The organism is Actimicrobium antarcticum (genome assembly GCF_039536745.1).
GTDB classification, from domain to species: Bacteria; Pseudomonadota; Gammaproteobacteria; order Burkholderiales; family Burkholderiaceae_D; genus Actimicrobium; species Actimicrobium antarcticum.
Genome location: NZ_BAAAZE010000008.1, coordinates 406,747 through 424,927 on the forward strand (window position 1 = coordinate 406,747; position 18,181 = coordinate 424,927).

The 18,181-nt window shown below is 56.3% G+C and carries 15 protein-coding genes and 1 riboswitch; of the genes, 4 read left to right on the plus strand and 11 right to left on the minus strand.

Translation table 11 applies throughout. The annotated features are described in order from the left end of the window. Positions 1-40: 40 nt before the first annotated feature. Complete coding sequence (gene metE / locus ABD720_RS09740; protein WP_344763089.1) at positions 41-2,317, minus strand: 5-methyltetrahydropteroyltriglutamate--homocysteine S-methyltransferase; 2,277 nt, start codon at positions 2,315-2,317, stop codon at positions 41-43. A gap of 104 nt (positions 2,318-2,421) precedes the next feature. Here metE and ABD720_RS09745 point away from each other — a divergent pair, with 104 nt between their 5' ends. Beyond that, the gene (locus tag ABD720_RS09745; RefSeq protein WP_344763090.1) at positions 2,422-3,336 is read left to right on the plus strand and encodes a LysR family transcriptional regulator; all 915 of its coding nucleotides are present in this window, start codon (positions 2,422-2,424) and stop codon (positions 3,334-3,336) included. Between the two features lie 20 nt (positions 3,337-3,356). Here ABD720_RS09745 and hslU read toward each other — a convergent pair whose 3' ends face one another. The 7 genes from hslU to ABD720_RS09780 all read right to left on the minus strand — a co-directional run bounded on the left by hslU (position 3,357) and on the right by ABD720_RS09780 (position 10,762). Next, positions 3,357-4,703 carry an ATP-dependent protease ATPase subunit HslU gene (hslU, locus tag ABD720_RS09750; protein WP_344763667.1) on the minus strand — a complete coding sequence of 449 codons (1,347 nt, stop codon included), beginning with the start codon at positions 4,701-4,703 and terminating at the stop codon, positions 3,357-3,359. Between the two features lie 17 nt (positions 4,704-4,720). Next, positions 4,721-5,257, minus strand: a complete 537-nt coding sequence (hslV, locus tag ABD720_RS09755; protein WP_344763091.1) for an ATP-dependent protease subunit HslV — start codon at positions 5,255-5,257, stop codon at positions 4,721-4,723. A gap of 112 nt (positions 5,258-5,369) precedes the next feature. Beyond that, on the minus strand, positions 5,370-6,620 hold the full coding sequence (locus ABD720_RS09760; RefSeq protein ID WP_344763092.1) for an STAS domain-containing protein: 1,251 nt from the start codon (positions 6,618-6,620) through the stop codon (positions 5,370-5,372). A 397-nt stretch (positions 6,621-7,017) separates the two neighbouring features. Then, the gene (gene dksA, locus ABD720_RS09765; RefSeq protein ID WP_344763668.1) at positions 7,018-7,422 is read right to left on the minus strand and encodes an RNA polymerase-binding protein DksA; all 405 of its coding nucleotides are present in this window, start codon (positions 7,420-7,422) and stop codon (positions 7,018-7,020) included. Between the two features lie 483 nt (positions 7,423-7,905). Next, positions 7,906-8,949, minus strand: a complete 1,044-nt coding sequence (locus tag ABD720_RS09770; RefSeq protein WP_344763093.1) for a CobW family GTP-binding protein — start codon at positions 8,947-8,949, stop codon at positions 7,906-7,908. A gap of 172 nt (positions 8,950-9,121) precedes the next feature. Then, complete coding sequence (locus ABD720_RS09775; protein WP_344763094.1) at positions 9,122-10,078, minus strand: tyrosine recombinase XerC; 957 nt, start codon at positions 10,076-10,078, stop codon at positions 9,122-9,124. Between the two features lie 15 nt (positions 10,079-10,093). After that, entirely contained in the window at positions 10,094-10,762 is a 669-nt protein-coding gene (locus ABD720_RS09780) for a DUF484 family protein (RefSeq protein ID WP_344763095.1), read from the minus strand. A gap of 400 nt (positions 10,763-11,162) precedes the next feature. Here ABD720_RS09780 and ABD720_RS09785 point away from each other — a divergent pair, with 400 nt between their 5' ends. Beyond that, the gene (locus tag ABD720_RS09785; RefSeq protein ID WP_344763096.1) at positions 11,163-12,878 is read left to right on the plus strand and encodes a tetratricopeptide repeat protein; all 1,716 of its coding nucleotides are present in this window, start codon (positions 11,163-11,165) and stop codon (positions 12,876-12,878) included. 128 nt (positions 12,879-13,006) lie between these two features. Here the strand turns inward: ABD720_RS09785 and dapF are convergent, their stop codons facing one another. The 3 genes from dapF to ABD720_RS09800 all read right to left on the minus strand — a co-directional run bounded on the left by dapF (position 13,007) and on the right by ABD720_RS09800 (position 15,703). Beyond that, positions 13,007-13,864 (minus strand): diaminopimelate epimerase, encoded by an 858-nt coding sequence (dapF, locus tag ABD720_RS09790; RefSeq protein ID WP_344763097.1) that lies wholly within the window; start codon positions 13,862-13,864, stop codon positions 13,007-13,009. Between the two features lie 79 nt (positions 13,865-13,943). Continuing rightward, positions 13,944-14,843 (minus strand): LpxL/LpxP family acyltransferase, encoded by a 900-nt coding sequence (locus ABD720_RS09795; protein WP_344763099.1) that lies wholly within the window; start codon positions 14,841-14,843, stop codon positions 13,944-13,946. Further along, on the minus strand, positions 14,840-15,703 hold the full coding sequence (locus ABD720_RS09800) for a lysophospholipid acyltransferase family protein (protein WP_344763669.1): 864 nt from the start codon (positions 15,701-15,703) through the stop codon (positions 14,840-14,842). The genes ABD720_RS09795 and ABD720_RS09800 overlap by 4 nt, the downstream gene beginning before the upstream one ends. A 178-nt stretch (positions 15,704-15,881) precedes the next feature. Between ABD720_RS09800 and metK the strand changes: the two genes are divergently transcribed. Then, positions 15,882-17,045: a methionine adenosyltransferase gene (metK, locus tag ABD720_RS09805; RefSeq protein WP_344763100.1), complete on the plus strand. Its 1,164-nt coding sequence runs from the start codon at positions 15,882-15,884 to the stop codon at positions 17,043-17,045. Between the two features lie 25 nt (positions 17,046-17,070). Next, a complete protein-coding gene (locus ABD720_RS09810) occupies positions 17,071-18,051 on the plus strand; it encodes a M14 family zinc carboxypeptidase (protein ID WP_344763101.1) in 981 nt (326 codons plus the stop codon). A gap of 41 nt (positions 18,052-18,092) precedes the next feature. Then, positions 18,093-18,178: riboswitch (S-adenosyl-L-homocysteine riboswitch) on the plus strand. Positions 18,179-18,181: the final 3 nt, after the last annotated feature.

Consider the following 18,181-nt stretch of genomic DNA (forward strand, 5'->3'; position numbering starts at 1 on the left):
GGTCAGCGCTTTTATTTGATGGCGCCCCGGTTGAGCTGATTCAGGCTGCGCGGCGCAGCGTTCTTGCTGCCTCGACCATGTTTTTTAACGCCGGAATCACTTCCTTCCAGTTGCGCGTTTTTAATCCGCAATCCGGATTGATCCATAAGCGTGAGGCCGGAATGCGCTCTTCCGCCTTGCGTATCAATTGCACCATGTGCTCCTGACTTGGGATGTTCGGCGTATGGATGTCGTAGACACCCGGACCGATTTCATTCGGATAATTGAAGTGGTCAAAGGCAGCCAGCAATTCCATGTCGGAACGCGATGTCTCTATCGTGATCACGTCCGCATCCATTTCGGCGATCGCCGCGATGATGTCATTGAATTCGGAATAGCACATGTGCGTATGGATCTGGGTCTCGTCCTGCACGCCGTTGGCCGTGATGCGGAAGGACTCTACCGCCCACTGCAGGTAATCGTTCCACTGCGATTGGCGCAGCGGCAGGCCTTCACGCAATGCCGCTTCGTCGATCTGGATGATGCGTACGCCGGCTTTTTCCAGGTCCAGCACTTCTTCCCGGATCGCCAATGCCAACTGATGGCATGACACCGACCGCGGCTGATCATCGCGAACAAATGACCAGTTGAGGATGGTGACCGGTCCGGTCAACATGCCTTTCATCGGCTTGTCGGTGAGCGACTGCGCATACGTTGTCCAGGCGACGGTCATGGCCTTCGGACGGCGAATGTCGCCAAACAGAATTGGCGGCTTCACGCAGCGCGATCCGTAGGATTGCACCCACCCGAACTGGCTGAACGCGTAGCCGTCGAGTTGTTCGCCAAAGTATTCGACCATATCGTTGCGTTCTGCCTCGCCATGCACCAGCACGTCCAGACCCAATGCTTCCTGTTCCCGCACGCAGTGGGCGATTTCGCGCTGCATCAGCGTGTTGTAGGCGGCTTCGTTCAATACACCCTGACGAAACTGATTTCTGGCCTGACGGATCTCCGCTGTTTGCGGAAAGGAACCAATGGTGGTGGTGGGGTAGGCGGGCAACTTGAGCAATGCGGATTGCTTTGCTGCGCGTTGCGCATAGCCGCTGGCACGCTTGCCCAGTGTGGCGTCGATCCTGGCGATGGCCTCTTTCACCGCTGGTACGTGTACGCGCGCAGACGTCCGTCGCGTCTCGACCGCGACATGGTTGGCGATCAACGCCTCCTGTACCGATACGCGCCCTTTGTTCAAGGCCTTGGCCAGTGTGTGCAACTCATCGAGTTTTTGCAGCGCGAACGCTAACCAGGAATGCATGTCGCGATCCAGCTTCTGTTCGCTATCGAGATCAACCGGCACATGCAACAGGGAACAGGACGGCGCGATCCACAACCGGTCTTGCAAGACACGATGAACGGGTTCCAGCCATTCCAGCGTCGCATGCAAATCCGTTTTCCAGATATTGCGGCCATTGATCACACCCAATGACAGCACTTTATCGGCCGGCAATTGTGCAACGAGTTGCGCGACCTCGTCGCGGGCATTGATGGCGTCGACGTGCAGGCCGTGTACCGGCAGCCGGCATGCCAACGCCAGGTTGTCTTGCAATTGGCCGAAATAGGTGGCCACCAGCAATTTGACCTGGCTGGTTTTTAATACTGCATAGGCCGTATCGAATGCCTGCTGCCATTCGGCATTGAGTTCTGTCACCAGCACCGGTTCGTCGATCTGCACCCACTCGATACCGCGTGCCGCCAACTGATCGAGCAGCGCGACATAGACCGGCAACAGACGCGGCAGCAAGGCAAGTTTGTCCGAATCGTCTTTGGCCTTGCCCAGCCACAAATACGTCACTGGTCCGATGATGACGGGCTTGGCTCTTACATCGAGTTGCTGCGCTTGCGTCAGCTGATCCAGCAGCCGCGAAGCATCCAGCGAGAAGGTGGTGTCGGCGCTAAATTCCGGGACGATATAGTGATAATTGGTGTCGAACCATTTTGTCATTTCGCCGGCATGTACACAGCTGCAGGCGGATTCATTGGCCGAGCGACCGCGTGCGACACGGAAGTAATTGTCCAGAGGACTGCCTGCAAGATCACGTACACGCGCTGGAATATTTCCGAGCGTGAAGCTCATGTCCAGCATCTGATCATAGAAAGAAAAATCGCCCACAGGAACTAGATCCATGGCGGATTGGTTTTCCCAGTGGCGCTGACGCAATAGCGCTCCTGCCGTGGACAACTCGCTCTGCGAAGACAGTCCTTGCCAATAATTTTCCAGCGCGAATTTAAGTTCGCGTTTGGCACCGATGCGAGGAAATCCGAGATTGTGCGTTGTCACCATGATGGCTGCTCCAGTTATTGAACCAGGCTCATCTTAGCGTCTGGCTTCCATGAAAAATAATGGTATTATTTAATTAATACATTATTTATATTCATGGGTCGACTATGCTGGAACGCATTCATCTGACCATCATCCGCGAAGTCGAGCGTCAGGGTTCCCTGACCGCTGCGGCAGCCGCGTTGTTCGTGACGCAATCGGCCTTGAGCCACACCATCAAGAAAATCGAGCTGCAATTAGGTACCGCCATCTGGACCAGAGAGGGGCGCACCCTGCGGCTGACGCAAGCAGGGCAGTATTTACTGGCGCTGGCGCATCGTCTGCTGCCGCAACTGGACCATGCGGAACAGCGCATGCATCAATACGCCGAGGGGCAACGCGGGACGCTGCGCATCGGCATGGAATGCCATCCCTGCTATCAGTGGTTGCTGAAAGTCGTCTCGCCTTATCTGGCGAACTGGCCGGACGTCGATGTGGACGTCAAACAAAAATTCCAGTTCGGCGGTCTTGGTGCCTTGTTCGGTTATGACATCGATATTCTTGTCACGCCCGATCCGTTGTACAAGCCTGGGCTGCGCTTTGAGCCCGTCTTTGACTATGAGCAGGTACTGGTCGTCGGACAGCAGCATCCTCTGGCGCACCATGCTTATGTCGTGCCCAAGCAGCTGTCCACTGAAACGCTCATCACCTATCCGGTGGAGATCGAGCGGCTGGATATTTACAACCAGTTTTTGCTGCCGGCCGGCTATGCGCCCAGAAAACACAAGGTGATCGAGACCACCGACATCATGTTGCAGATGGTGGCGGCGGGCCGGGGCGTGGCGGCCTTACCGGGTTGGCTGGTCGCCGAATATGCGGACAAAGTGGCGATTACGCCGGTGCGCCTGGGCCGCAACGGTATCCCGAAACAGCTATTTTTTGGCGTACGTGAGACGGATGCACCGATCGATTATCTGGAGGCATTCGTCGCACTTGCCCGCCAGGCAGGGCAACCCACCGGCGCAGCTGATCAGCGCCGCTGAATAACTGCGCGTCTGCTGGCTCACAGCACGTAACGCGACAAATCCTCGTTCACCGCTAGTGCGCCCAGTCGCTCATCGACATACGCTGCCGTAATTTCGACGGTATTGCCGCTGCGTTCGGTGGCATTGAATGACATCTCTTCCAGCAGTTTTTCCATCACGGTGTACAACCGGCGAGCACCGATATTTTCGTTTTTTTCGTTGACGGAAAAAGCGATCTCGGCGAGCCGCCGAATACCGTCTGCAGTAAATTCGATGGTCAGGTTTTCGGTCGCCAGCAGCGCCTGGTATTGCTTGGTCAGGCAGGCATCGGTGCCCGTGAGGATGCGTTCGAAATCGGCAATCGACAGTGATTCGAGCTCGACCCGGATCGGGAAGCGTCCCTGCAGTTCCGGGATCAGGTCCGATGGTTTGGCCAGATGGAATGCACCAGAGGCGATGAACAGAATGTGGTCGGTGCGGATGCGGCCGTACTTGGTGTTGACGGTCGTGCCTTCGACCAGCGGCAGCAGGTCGCGCTGCACGCCAGCGCGCGAGACATCGGCATTGCCGGTTTCGGAGCGGGTCGCGATCTTGTCGATTTCATCGAGGAATACGATACCGTTTTGCTCGACATTGTGGATCGCCAGCAGCTTTAGCTCGTCTTCATTGAGCAGCTTGCCGGCTTCGTCGTCGATCAGTAGTTTCAGTGCCTCGCTGATCTTGACCTTGCGCGACTTCTTGCGACTGCCGCCTGCGCCCGAGAACATGGACTTGATCTGCTCGGTCATTTCTTCCATGCCGGGCGGCGCCATAATTTCCATTTGTGGCGTGGCTTCGTTGAGTTCGATGTCGATGATGCGGTCATCCAGCGCACCCTCGCGCAGGCGCTTGCGAAAGGTTTGACGCGTGGTGTTACCGCTGGCCACGTCGGTGTCAGCGGCGCTCGGCGTTGCATTGAACCCGAAATCCCGTGCCGGTGGTACCAGGATGTCGATGATGCGGTCTTCGGCAGCATCGACGGCACGGGCGCGCACCTTGCGCATTTCGGTTTCGCGGGTTTGCTTGATGCCGATGTCGATCAGGTCGCGAATGATGGTATCGACGTCGCGGCCGACATAGCCTACCTCGGTAAATTTTGTCGCTTCGATCTTGATGAACGGCGCATCGGCCAGCCGTGCCAGGCGACGCGCAATCTCGGTCTTGCCGACACCCGTGGGACCGATCATCAGGATATTCTTGGGCGTGATTTCATGGCGCAACGGCTCAGCAACCTGCTGGCGGCGCCAGCGGTTACGCAGGGCAATCGCCACAGCACGCTTGGCGTTGGCTTGTCCGACCACGTGTTTGTCGAGTTCGGCCACGATTTCCTGTGGCGTCATGTTCATGTCGTTTCGGGGCAGGCTCATTCCAGTGTCTCGATCGTGTGGGAGAAATTGGTGTAAATGCAGAGTTCGCCGGCAATCGTCAGCGACTTTTTAACCACCTCAGCCGGCGATAAATCGGTGTTTTCCTGCAGCGCTTTGGCGGCGGATTGCGCGAATGTGCCGCCCGAGCCGATGGCGCCGATACCGTCTTCCGGTTCCAGTACATCGCCATTGCCGGTGATGATGAGCGTGGTTTCGCGGTCCGCTACCAGAAGCATGGCTTCGAGGCGTCGCAGCATGCGGTCAGTACGCCAGTTTTTGGCGAGCTCTACCGAGGCACGCATCAGGTTGCCCTGATATTTTTCGAGCTTGGCTTCAAATAGCTCGATTAACGTGAATGCATCTGCCGTGCCGCCTGCAAACCCTGCCAGTACCTTGCCGTTGTAGAGTTTGCGCACTTTGCGTGCGGTGCCCTTCATGACGATATTGCCAAGTGTCACCTGGCCGTCTCCGCCCAGTGCGACCAGATTGCCGCGTCTTACTGACAGGATTGTTGTGCCGTGAAATTGTTCCATGCCTACCTTTCAGATGTCTCGCGCAGTGACGGCATCGATTGCCTCCATCACACCGTGTATTCTGAAAATGGGGTCCGGCCTGTCAATTACAAGAAGGCGGGCAACGTGCTGGTTATTCTTTGCGGGGCAGAATGCGGACAATTGCCTGCAATCCCATGACGTTGAAGAGGGCGATGACGAGCTGGTTGAGGTTGCGCATTTCGATAATGCGGTCGTCGCGGGCCAACGGGGTAAGGCCGGTGAGAAGCTGGCCAGCCGCACTGAAGTCGACACGCACCAGATCGCTGCAATCAAAAATTGCGTGATTGTGCTGGCGCGCAAACTGGAGGATGGTACCAACCACGTCGGTTTTGCCAAGGATCAGTGCCGGCATCCGGAACACATTGACTGGCACGCTGGCAGAGATTGCAGTGGCCTCGTGGTCGGCCAAGTTTGTACCAGAAGGAATAAATGCGGGTGGAGAGACTTCGAAGGTCACACAATAATCGATACTCGTGTCTTCGAAATCTTGCTGGCGTCCCTGTAGCTGGAGTATTTCCAGCAAGAGCAACCATGGTGCCTCGCTGTCGTCGCGCCGGCCTACTTCGACGGTACTGCGAATTTTTTGTGCAAACTCAGTGGCATTGACCAGCGAGACGCCACACGTCATCTCGCGCAACTTTTCCAGGGTAGCCAGCAATAGTGCGCAGCCTTCGAAATTGACTGCGGCGACTTGCGTCAGGTCGAGCTGGAGCAACGAATTGCTCTCGCCCAGCTTCTGGATCCGGTCCAGTTGCTTTTGAAATGTCCCATCCAGCTTTCCGGATAACGCGACCGACGCCCGGGTGCGCGCAGGCACGGTCGATGTAACGGTCCGAATGCCTGTCCGCGCAATCCACGGTGGTGGCGACGTTTCAAACCGGCTTGCATACTTGATCGACAAATTCTCGAACGCTATTTGCCGGTCTGTGACCTGGTACAAATCAAATAGCATGCCCCATGCCGTTGGCGTCGATTCTTGAGGCGCAGTGGTATCGATTGCCTCCGTGAGCATGCTCTCGACAAGCGAATTTTGCTCATTGGCAAATAAGATCGCGGCTTCTTCGATGGCTTGCGCTGCTTCCGATGTTGCAAGCGCTAGTTTCTGCATGCCGTTATTCCCTCCGAGCAAAAAGTCGTCGGGTATTTCCTGCAACGAGGCGGCCTCGGTCAGGTGACTGTTCGTTGCAAGCGGTAATGTGCCAGATGCTTGCAATACTGCCGTCGAAGGTGCGTTACCGGGGGGCTGGCGAGTGGGTTTGAGATGTCCATTGACCGATTGCGGAGCGGCTGGCAGGCGTGTCAATTCCGACGACATTTCGAATTCGATGGCATCGATTTTCAATGCGGTCTTGCGTGCGGCGTTGCGTTGATCGACCTGCGTGGCAGCATGTCGATCAGTATTATTGGCAGGCGTATTCTGTACTTGGAAGTTTTCGCGGCGGCGCTGACGGGGCGAGTCAATTTCCGAGAGCGGCGATGGCTCCCGTCGATCTTTTTTACTCAAAAAAGAAAAAATCCCCAAGATTCGCCTGACGATGTGTCCCCGGTTTGGCCAGGGATAAATAAGCCGAGTAATGCCCGTGCAATGTCTTGGAGCGGCCTGTACTAGCACCGTTCAATCATGACGGCCAATATATTCTTGTCAGGTCATCTCGTGCGGCTTTGGCAATTGCCGATGCCAGCACGTCAAACCTGCTATTTATCGGGACGGTTGATTGCGATATCGTCGTACAGCAATATCAATCACCGTACAGTTTCTGCTTCAGTTCACGACGTTGTTGCGCTTCGAGCGATAACGTCGCCGTCGGACGTGCCAGCAAGCGCGGAATGCCGATCGGTTCGCCGGTCTCTTCACACCAGCCGTATTCGCCACCATCGATGCTTGCAATCGACTGCTGTACTTTTTTCAGCAACTTGCGCTCGCGGTCGCGTGTACGCAATTCCAGTGCATGCTCTTCTTCGATCGTCGCACGATCTGCCGGATCGGGAACCAGCACCGTTTCCCGCAAGTGCTCAGTGGTTTCACCGGCGTTCTTGAGCAGGTCTTTTTCAAGTTGCTGAAGGCGAGTCTTGAAAAAAGCCAGTTGCGCTTCGTTCATGTACTCTTTTTCACCCATCTTGATCAGTTGCGCTTCTGTCAGCAACGCGCCTTCGGCGGTTCCAGGAGAATTTGTTTTGGATGTTTTGGTTGCCACTTCGATTACTTTCAAGACTGCAATTCGTTGAATTTTATCCTCAAATCCATCACTGGCATTGTTGATGCTCAGAGGTGCTTCGGATTGGGGTGCTGTGGTCCTGTCGACGCTCGGGAGCGCATTGTCGGTGCCGTCGTCGCTATCGAACGCTGAGTCGGGTTGGCGACATCGTATTCATTTTCATTCGTGTACGGGTTTTACTGCCTGCCGATTGCCCTGCCAGCGTTCGACAAGCGTGACGCTGCATTCGGATACGACTTTGGTGCTACTTGCAGTTTCGGTCGTATTGGCAATGACCGATCTTACAAGTGTGGCGCTAATGGACGCTATCCTTGATGGGACCGTTACACCATGCACCACATCAACTTTTACGATCTACTTTTCAGGTTTTAAGACGGATGATAAATCCTGTGTTAGCGATCTTTTCGGAGTTTATACCAAACACTGTTCGAGTCCGCGAATAAAAATGTCTTCCGGTAAATTTTTGCCGATAAAAACCAGCTTGCTCTGACGCGTTTCCGACTCACCCCAGCGTGCGCCGATATCGCTGCCCATGATTTGATGTACGCCTTGAAACAACACCTTGCGGTCGGCACCGTCCATCACGAGTACGCCTTTGTAGCGCAACATGCGTGGGCCGTACACCTGAACAATGCTGCCGAGGAAGTCATCGAGTCGCGCCGTGTCGAATGGCCGCAGGCTCTTGAAGACAAATGCCTTGATATCGTCGGTGTGACCGGAATGATGGTGATCGTGATGATGGTCGTGTCCTTCATGGCCTGCGCAGTCGTCCGTATGTTCATGACCAGTTTCTTCATCGGCACTCAGGAAATCAGGGTCGATATCCAGCTTGTCGTTGAGGTTGAAGCCTCGTATGTCGAGGATCTCGGCAATCGGCGTGTCGCCGAATGCCGACTTGCCGATGGCTGCGCGCGGATTAATCCTTTTGATGCGCGCTGTCAGTTGCGCAAGCTCTTCGGCAGATACCAGGTCTGTTTTCGATATCAGCAGTCGGTCTGCGAAGCCCACCTGACGTTGCGCCTCTTCGTGATCGTCGAGCTGCTGCATGCCGTGTCTGGCATCGACGACGGTAATAATAGCGTCGAGCATGTACTGGCTTGCCACTGCGTCATCCACAAAAAACGTTTGCGCTACCGGACCGGGATTTGCCAGTCCCGTCGTTTCGATGACGAGCCTGTCGAAATGCAGCTCGCCTGCTGCACGGCGGTCGGCCAATGCCGACAGAGCGACAATCAGGTCGCCCCGCACTGTGCAACAAATGCACCCGTTGTTCATTTCGATAATTTGCTCGGAACTGTCCTGGACCAGGATTTCGTTGTCGATGTTTTCAGGGCCGAATTCGTTTTCGATGACGGCAATCCGAAAGCCGTGCGGCTCCTGCAATATGCGGTTGAGTAAGGTCGTTTTGCCGGAGCCGAGAAAGCCGGTCAGGATAGTGGTCGGGATGAGTGCCATGGGTTCAGGTCAAGACATGCATGGGTTGAATTTGCGATGTGGCAGAAGTGGAGGCGATTCCGGATATTCCAATAGACAGGAGGAAGACGGCTGGTAATAAATTTGACGCCATCCACGTCATCTGGCTTACCTGATGAGATACAGAAGCGATACCCGTTTTCCGATTTGCCGATCAGGTGGACTTTTTCGCACGTGGGTGGGCCGCGTCGTACACCTGTGCCAGCCGCTGAAAGTCCAGCGCCGTATAGACTTGCGTCGATGCAATGGAAGCATGCCCCAGCATTTCCTGTACGGCCCGCAGGTCGCCGGACGATTGCAGCACATGCGAAGCAAACGAGTGACGCAATACATGCGGATGCACATTGGCCGGAATGCCAGTCTTGATCGCATGGGCTTTTAACCTCAGTTGTACCAACCGGGCCGAAACTCGCTTGCCGCGCGTATTGATGAACAGTGCATGCGGGTCCGCCCCGGTTGCCACCGGCCGGACATCCAGCCAGCCTCGTAGCGCGTCGAGCGCCGCACGGCCAACGGGCACTGTTCGCAGTTTGTTACCTTTTCCAGTTACCGTCACTTCCCCTGCAGCAAAGTCTATCCAGCCGGCAGAGTGATGCGTCGCAGTTTTTGCGTAACGTACATCCAGGCCGGTTAGCTCGGAGACACGCAAGCCACTGGAGTACAGCAACTCGAACATCGCATGGTCGCATGCACGCTGCTCGGGATAGTCGTTGTCTTGGTCGTTGCTGCGTGACACCAATCGCACCGCATCATCGGCAGAGAGAGCTTTCGGCAGCGGCTTGCTGCGTCTGGGTGCTTTGACGCCGTCAGCAGGATTCGCCTTGATGCAGCCCTGTTCGGCCAGCCAGCGAAAAAACCCACGCCAGGCGGATAATTTTCGGGCAATGGATCGGGGATTCAGATCGCGCGCGTGGAGTTGCGCGGCCAATCGACGCACTTGCAGTTGGGTCAGGTCGGCCAGCGCCGGTGCGGTATCGAGTTTTTCCGCCAGATCCGTCAGGTCTACCAGATCCCGCCGATAACTACGGATGCTCAGTGCGGCCAGATGGCGCAGATTTTTCAGGGAGTCCAGATAGGCATCGATTTGATGGAGTTCAAGGTCGCGGCGCATCTGGGTGATCCCGGTTTAATCCAGCAAGCAGGTCAGTGCTGCACTGGATGTCTCGCCTATCCTGGTCAGGAAGTCGGTCCCCATGCCAGAGGCAAACCGCAGCGGATCTGCCGATCCCAGCACCAGAATGCCGAAGACTTCCGGTGCTGCGCCGACACGCAGCGGCAGCATCGCAATGGATTGCACGGATGACGCTTCATCGAGCCACGAGGCGGCTTCGTAGTCGTCGTTTCTGCCGCAGAACGGCGCATGCAGACTACCGGCAAACAATCGGGCATCTTCCGAGACCGGCGCGGCGAACCAGGTATGGGAAAAATCGGGTGCGACAGTCCAGATGCGCAATGTGGCCTGGGGAACCGAGAACGTGGTCTTCAAGCCCTCGACCAGAACATGTGGCAGGTCGACATCGTTCCGCGCTAGCAGCAAACTGCGCGTCCAGTGCTGAATCTTGTCGGAGATGGCGTGGTTTTCTTCTGCCAGTCGCATCAGATCGGCCAGTCGCATTTCCATCAACTTCACCTTTTGCCGCATTACGTCCATCTGGCGCTCCTGTAGCGACAGGGTGCGGCCACCGAGCGGACTGCTCAGTTTGACCCTGCCCAAAAGCTCAGCGTGCTCCTGGAAAAATTCAGGTGTCTGTTCAAGAAATTTGGCGACGGAGTCGGAGTCCGGTTGATAGGTCATGGGATAGCGTTCTCAAAAGTGGGCCAGGTCGTCGGATTGCGCAGCGTCTTTGTGCAATTGGCAGGAGTGTAACCGACAATTGTGCCGCGAATTCAGGCGTCGGAGCGAGGTTGTTTGCGGTCCCCTGTCAAGAAGGATTATGACCAAGAGCAAGGCAGTTCAGTGCCACGGGCAACCTTACACCGCAGTGACATTCCAACGGAACTGGCGAGTACTTCAAGCAACAGCAAAGAGCACACTCGCGCCAGCGCACAGAAGGACAGGATTTGAAGCGTAAATCAAATCAACGCAACTCTCCGCCGTGCCGCTATGTCGATGTGCCGACTTTGAGAATCTGTTCATGGGTGGGGTGTCGGAATCATGGTGAGGGCGCAAAGTTTTCTACGGGAGGTCAAATATTTTGGTCAAAAAAGCCACATTTATGTGGTTGGTTTGTAAAAAAATAATGGTATTTCCGACAACATTGATTTTGATCATGGCTCGCCTTTCGTTCGTGATGAATCCTCGCAGCAAGTCCTACAAAATTCATCACAACCAAAGTAAAAAAATGGCCAACCGGGAAGAACTACTTGTTATTCGCGCCGCACGTGCAGGCGAAGCGACCGCCCAGCTTGCGTTAGGCAAGCGGTATTTGTTTGGCGGCGCGGGTCTGCCAAAAAGCGTCACGACTGCGCTGTACTGGCTTGATCGAGCGGCCCACCAGAATCAGGTCGAAGCCTGGATATTAATCGGCAGCCACGTTCCGTTCGAGGCGGCGGCACGCGCGGCGCAACCTGCGACCCTGTGTGTCTGGTACGAGCGTGCGTTCGACTCGGGAGTCCTCGAAGCTGGTTTGGTTCTGGCAAAACTGGTGCTGGCCCAAACCGCAAGCTGCACGACCGACACGTTGCGTAGAAAAGCATGGATGGCACTCGAGGCAGTGGCGCATGCCGGTGTTGGCGAAGCACAGTGGATGATGGCGCAATTGATCGGGCAGTCGACGGCAGTCAACGAAGTCGGGGCTGGTCAGATGTCGGCGCATGCATTTCTTTCTCCAAACCTGACTTTGTCTTCGGCAGGCGGGACGCAGCAAACAGTCATGGAATGGACCACGCGTGCTGCCGATGGTGGCGTGACGCGTGCACAGCATGCACTGGCAGAACATGCCTGGCAAGCTGGAGATCATGAGCAATTCTTGCATTGGGCGGTGCCATTGGCACGCCAGGCAGTGTTGAGAAGGCAGTCGCGCCTGCCTGTTGATGTGCTGGACAATCCGGCGCCGGACGACACGTCACTGTTGGCGCGTTGCGCTGAAAAATTGATGGCGCGAGGTGATTTTGATACCGCTGAGCTCGAACGTTTTCTGGAAGTCGCCGCCAATGGTGGTGACAAGCAATCCTGTCTGTCACTGGGGTTGTGGTACGGACGTATGGACCGCATGGGTGTTCGACTGGTCGGTGTGCGTGGACTGGCAAACTACAAGAAAGCTTTGCGCTGGCTGATTCTGGCCGGCGAGCAGGGAATGGCAGAGGCTTGGTACGCAACTTCACGTATTTACCTGAAGCCGGAATTTTCGCAACGCAACTTGTCAGACTCTCATTATTACGTGCAAAAAGCTGCGGAGGGTGGCCATGCGTTAGCGCAACTTGAGCTCGGAATCTCCGCATGGCGAAATCGTCGTAACGACCAGTCCAAGGACGTGGAATCTGCATACTGGCTTCAAAAAGCAGCATCGCAGGGCAACGAAGAGGCGGCGCGCATGATCCTGAAAATAACGGATCTAACCGTGCCGGCCGATTGGGCGGCGGAAGCGCGGCTCTCCTTGACACGTGATCAAAACAACGCATTCCCATTTCTGGCGGCACGCCTTGAACTGGCCGTGATGTTCGGACTCTCCCGCGCAGAAGCTTTGTTATTGAATGTGAGCACCGCAGATTGCGGACATTGCCTGTTGATTGATATTCGTGACGTGCATCCCCGCAGCAAACGACGATTGACACTGGTACACACCAACGAGCAGCGTCTGGTACTCAGCAGGATCGTTCGTTTGTTCGAAGATGTCGATTGTGGGTTGCAAGGTCCGGAAGGAAATTACCGTCAGCGCTTGTACCGGCTACGGATGCTGAGTGCGGAGTAATCGCGTCGCGCAGAGATTGCTGAATTGATCCGGGGAGGCGCGATTGGTCCGAATTTTTCGTTGGTTGCGTGCGATTGGTGCCGGTACTGCCGCCTGTTTTTTCAGGAGATGAACCAGCACCGCGTCGGTTAATCAGGCAAGACGATTTCACCCTCGAAGACCGTCACTGCCGGTCCTGTCAACATGACAGGTGACGCGTCGCCCTGCCAGGCTATCGAGAGTTGTCCGCCACGGGTGGTGACCTGCACCGGCGAATCGAGCAGGCCGCGCCGGATTCCGGCAACCGCTGCAGCACAGGCGCCCGTACCGCAAGCTAGTGTTTCACCCGCGCCGCGCTCGTAGACTCGCAGCACAATTGCATGTCGATCGATGATTTGCATGAATCCGGCATTCACGCGTTTGGGGAAGCGAACGTGGTTTTCGATCGCTGGGCCATCCAGCAATACATCGGCGGACTCAACGGAGTCAACGATCTGAACGGCATGCGGATTGCCCATCGAAACCACTGACATCGCGATGGTGTGGCCGCGGATATGCAGCGGCCACACCTGATCATTCGCTACGGTTGTCGCATGGAGTCCTTGCGGATCAAACGGGATCAGCGAGCTTGCAAACACAGGAGCTCCCATATCCACGGTAATGCTGCCATCAGCTTCCAGCCTCGGTGCGATCACGCCGCTCATGGTCGAGACCTTAAGTGCCGTTTTGTGTGTCATTTTCTTGTCGGTGACAAAGCGAACGAAGGCGCGTGCGCCATTGCCACATTGCTCGACTTCGCCGCCGTCGGCGTTAAAAATACGATAGCGAAAATCGATGTCGGCATCGTCGGATTGCTCGACGACCAGTATCTGATCAGCGCCTATGCCGAATCGACGGTCCGCAAGATACTTCCACTGCGCTGTCGATAAATCGATGTGCTGGTTGACTGCATCGATCACGATGAAATCGTTGCCGGCGCCATGCATTTTGGTGAATTTTATTTTCATTGGATTATTGTAGTCTCGGCTGGTTCGCATTAGCCGCCTTGCCCGGAATGATTGCGGCCGCTTGCGCCGGATTCGCTGACTAGTCGTTCCCGACCGCATGCGTTACAGTGCCGGCGGCATACACATCTGGCGCGCCTGGCGGTCGGGTCTTGAAGCGCTTGTGCGTCCAGAAATACTCACTGGGTGCTTCACGAATGCGTTCCTCGATAAAGGCGTTCATGTGTCGCGTTGCCGCGATCATGTCATCGCCGGGATAATTTTCCCACGCCGGATAAAAAGTCACTTTCCATCCGCGGTAATTGGGCAGAAAGGTGGCAACGACCGGAATCACCTGGGCGCCGGTCGATGCGGCAATCCGTGCTGGTGCCGACAGGGTGGCCGCAAGCGTACCGAAGAACGGTACAAACTCGGCATCCCGCGCACCAAAATCCATATCAGGCAACATGAAAAAAGGCAGGTGCTCCCGCATCGCGCGCAAAATTGGTTTCACTCCTTCGCCACGAGAAAAAAGTCGGATTGGCCGAAAGCGCGAGCGACCCCTGCGCAGGGCATCGTCAAAAACCTGATTTTGCTGGCGCGTATAGATTGAGCATAGAGACGATTCCAGCAGTACGGCGACGCCAGCGACATCGAGACAGACGAAATGTGGGCAAAGTAAAATCGTCGGCCCCGCCTGGATCTGTTCCAGCGGTACGCGTGGCTCGACCACAATGAGCCGCCTCAGTCTGGCTTCGGAGGCCCACCACAGCAGGCTGCGTTCCAGCACGGCGCGGGCATACCCTTGAAAATGCTGGCGTGCGATGCGATGCCGTTCCTGCTCCGATAATTCAGGCAGGCACAGTCGCAGATTGATGAGCGTGATGCGGCGACGTTTGCGCACCGTGACGAACAGCAGGCTGCCAATGGCGGCGCCCAGCCGACCCAGTACCGGCAGCGGAAGCCAGTGCAACAACCACATCAAACCAAGGAGCAACCTCACAGGCTGGACGCGTCTGGTTCGGTGGTTGCGGCAGGAGCGACGCCGGACGGTGTCTTGTAGCGGTTGTAGCTCCAAAAATATTGCGCGGGACAATGTGCAATCAAGCGCTCCATTGCCGCGTTGATCGCACGCGCCTGCTGGCGCGGATCGTCGTTCAAGTCTCCGTCGAATGCGGCGAAACGAATCACGTAACCGCCACCCTCGGGCAAGCGTTCTGCGTACGACAGCAGCAGCGGCGCGCCGGTCATCCGATGCAGCTTGGCTGGCAACGTCATGGTGTACGCCTTTTTGCCAAAAAAATCCGCCCACACGCCTTCGCCGTCCTGCGGCACCTGATCCGGCAACAAGCCGATCGCACCACCCGCTTTCAGGGCTTTGAGCAGCGTGCGAACACCCCGTAGATTGGCTGGTGCCAGAATCAGATTGTGGCGCTGCCGTGCGCCTTCGATTAATGGCTTGAGCATGTCTTTGCGCGGCGGGCGGTACAACGCGGTCAGTGGCAGGCGCGCGGCAATGACCTGCGCAATGATTTCAAAACACCCCAGATGCGGTGTCAGGAAAATTACCCCGCGCCCCTGGTCGATGACTGCCTGGGCCGCCTCCCAGTTTTCTACGCGCGCGGTGGCCAGCACCCGTGCTGGCGCAGCGCACCAGATGAACGGCAGTTCAACGATATTTTTGCCAGATTCACGGATGGCTGCCGGTAAATCCGCGCTGTATCCCGCCCGCCCGATATTGTCGTGCAAGCGTTGCCGGTAGCCTGCCGAGTAGCGATAAACCAGGCGGCCAACGAGCGCTCCCAGTGCGTGAAGCAGCGACAGCGGCAAATGGGATAGCAGGCGGAAAAATGTGACGAGTATCAAAGAGGAAAGTCCCGTGATTTTGCTGAATGGTGTCAGGAGGCGTAAAATATCACGAACGTAGTACCCGCCGAGTTAACAGACAACTTGCGAGGCGGTATATAAATTTCGCTAAAGCGTCGCAGGCTCATTCGATTGGCCGCGACATGGTCACCGACTGCAACTACAGGAGCCTGCCATGGCACATGAATACCTCTTTACTTCCGAATCCGTTTCAGAAGGCCACCCCGACAAAGTCGCCGATCAAATTTCCGATGCCATCCTTGATGCCATCCTGGCGCAAGACCCGCAATCCCGCGTTGCTGCAGAAACCCTGTGCAACACGGGGCTGGTAGTCCTCGCCGGCGAGATAACGACCAACGCCAACATCAACTACATCGACGTCGCGCGCGAAACCCTGAAGCGCATCGGCTATGACAACGCCGACTATGGTATCGACTACAAAAGCTGTGCGGTCATGGTTTGCTATGACAAACAATCTCTGGACATCAAACAAGGCGTCGATGAGGGCACTGGTACCGATCTCGATCAGGGCGCTGGCGATCAGGGGCTGATGTTTGGCTACGCTTGCGATGAAACACCGGAACTGATGCCTGCCGCGATCTACTATGCCCATCGCATTGTCGAGCGCCAGTCACAACTGCGTAAGGACGGTCGTTTGCCATGGTTGCGTCCCGATGCAAAATCTCAGGTCACTTTGCGCTATGTCGATGGCAAGCCGGTCGGTATCGATACCATCGTGTTGTCGACACAGCATGCACCGGAAATGCTGCACAAGGATATTGAAGAAGCCGTCATTGAGATGATCATCAAACCGGTAGTGCCGAAGGAATGGCTCAACGATACCCGTTACCTGGTCAATCCGACCGGGCGTTTTGTCATCGGTGGCCCGCAAGGCGATTGCGGGTTGACCGGCCGCAAGATCATTGTCGATACGTACGGCGGTGCTGCGCCCCATGGCGGCGGTGCGTTCTCCGGCAAGGATCCTTCCAAGGTTGATCGTTCTGCCGCGTACGCCGGACGCTATGTGGCAAAGAACATTGTCGCTGCCGGGTTGGCATCACGCTGCCAGATTCAGGTGTCCTATGCCATTGGTATCGCCAAGCCGACATCGGTGATGGTGACGACCTTCGGCACAGGCAAAATCAGCGATGAAAAACTGGCCGAACTGGTCAAGGAACATTTTGACTTGCGTCCGAAGGGCATCGTGCAAATGCTGGATCTGTTGCGTCCGATCTACCTGAAGACCGCTGCCTATGGTCATTTTGGCCGGGAAGAGCCAGAATTCAGCTGGGAGCGGACCGACCGTGCCGCGACACTGCGTGCCAGTGCGGGCGTATAAACCATTTACACGAAAGATTTTATCGATGCAGCCTGGCTTGCGGTGGAACATAAAAGATGTGTGTGAGATCATTTTTTCCAAGCGAGTGCTCAAGCCAGGCATAGCGATGGCGCTGATAGCCGGCTGCGTTGCGATCACAGCGCACGCGGCGCCGGCAAAGCCATCCGCTCAGACCAACTGGTGCAAGCGCTTGTCGTTGCGTTTGCCGGAGGTGACTGCCGCGTCGTGCCAGTCCAGTAATCTGGCTCTCTCCGGTGGTCTGTCTTCCAAAGGCTTTCCGATTCTGTACAGACAGATCAGCGCGCCTGATCGCGATGGGCACAAGCCATTGCGGGTGTTGCTGCTGGGAGGAATCCACGGTGATGAGTTAACGGCGTCGTCGGTCGTTTTCAAGTGGCTGCAGCAAATGCAGCACCCGCTCGCCCGCGAATTTGCCTGGAGTGTGGTGCCTGTGGTGAATCCTGACGGGTTGCTTGCGGACAGGCCAAGTCGGGTGAATGCGCGGGGAGTGGATCTGAACCGCAACTTTCCGACGCCGGGCTGGAAACAGGAAGCGCCGCAATACTGGGCCAAAGCGACTGCCAGTGATCCACGACGCTTCCCCGGTACCGGTCCGCTCTCCGAGCCGGAAACACGCTGGCTGAATGCCGAAATCGATCGCTTCAAGCCCAACGTCATCATTTCTGTCCATGCACCGTATGGCGTCCTCGATTTCGATGGTCCGGCACCGGCACCAGAACGCTTTGGCCGACTGCAATTCAACCGCGTCGGGGTGTACCCCGGCTCGCTCGGAAATTACAGCGGCTTGCATCGGAATATCCCTGTCATCACGATCGAATTGCCCAACGCCCAGGCGATGCCGCCTGCGCGTGAGGTTGAGCGGATCTGGCAAGATATGTTGGGCTGGATCAAGTTAAATGTTCGCCGTCAACAAGACGTGTCGCCAGATCGCAAGGCCGCCATTCGCGTCGCTACGAACCCCGTGTCGGGAACCAACAAACATTGATTTTTGGAAACTGCATTATTTCCGAACTACGTTATAATTTGCCCTCCAAGGAGCGTTGCAGCCGGATTTACCCAGTTAAATCGGCCAGGCTTGGAGGCAATTTCCCCCGCAACTGCGCTCACGTTTCTTT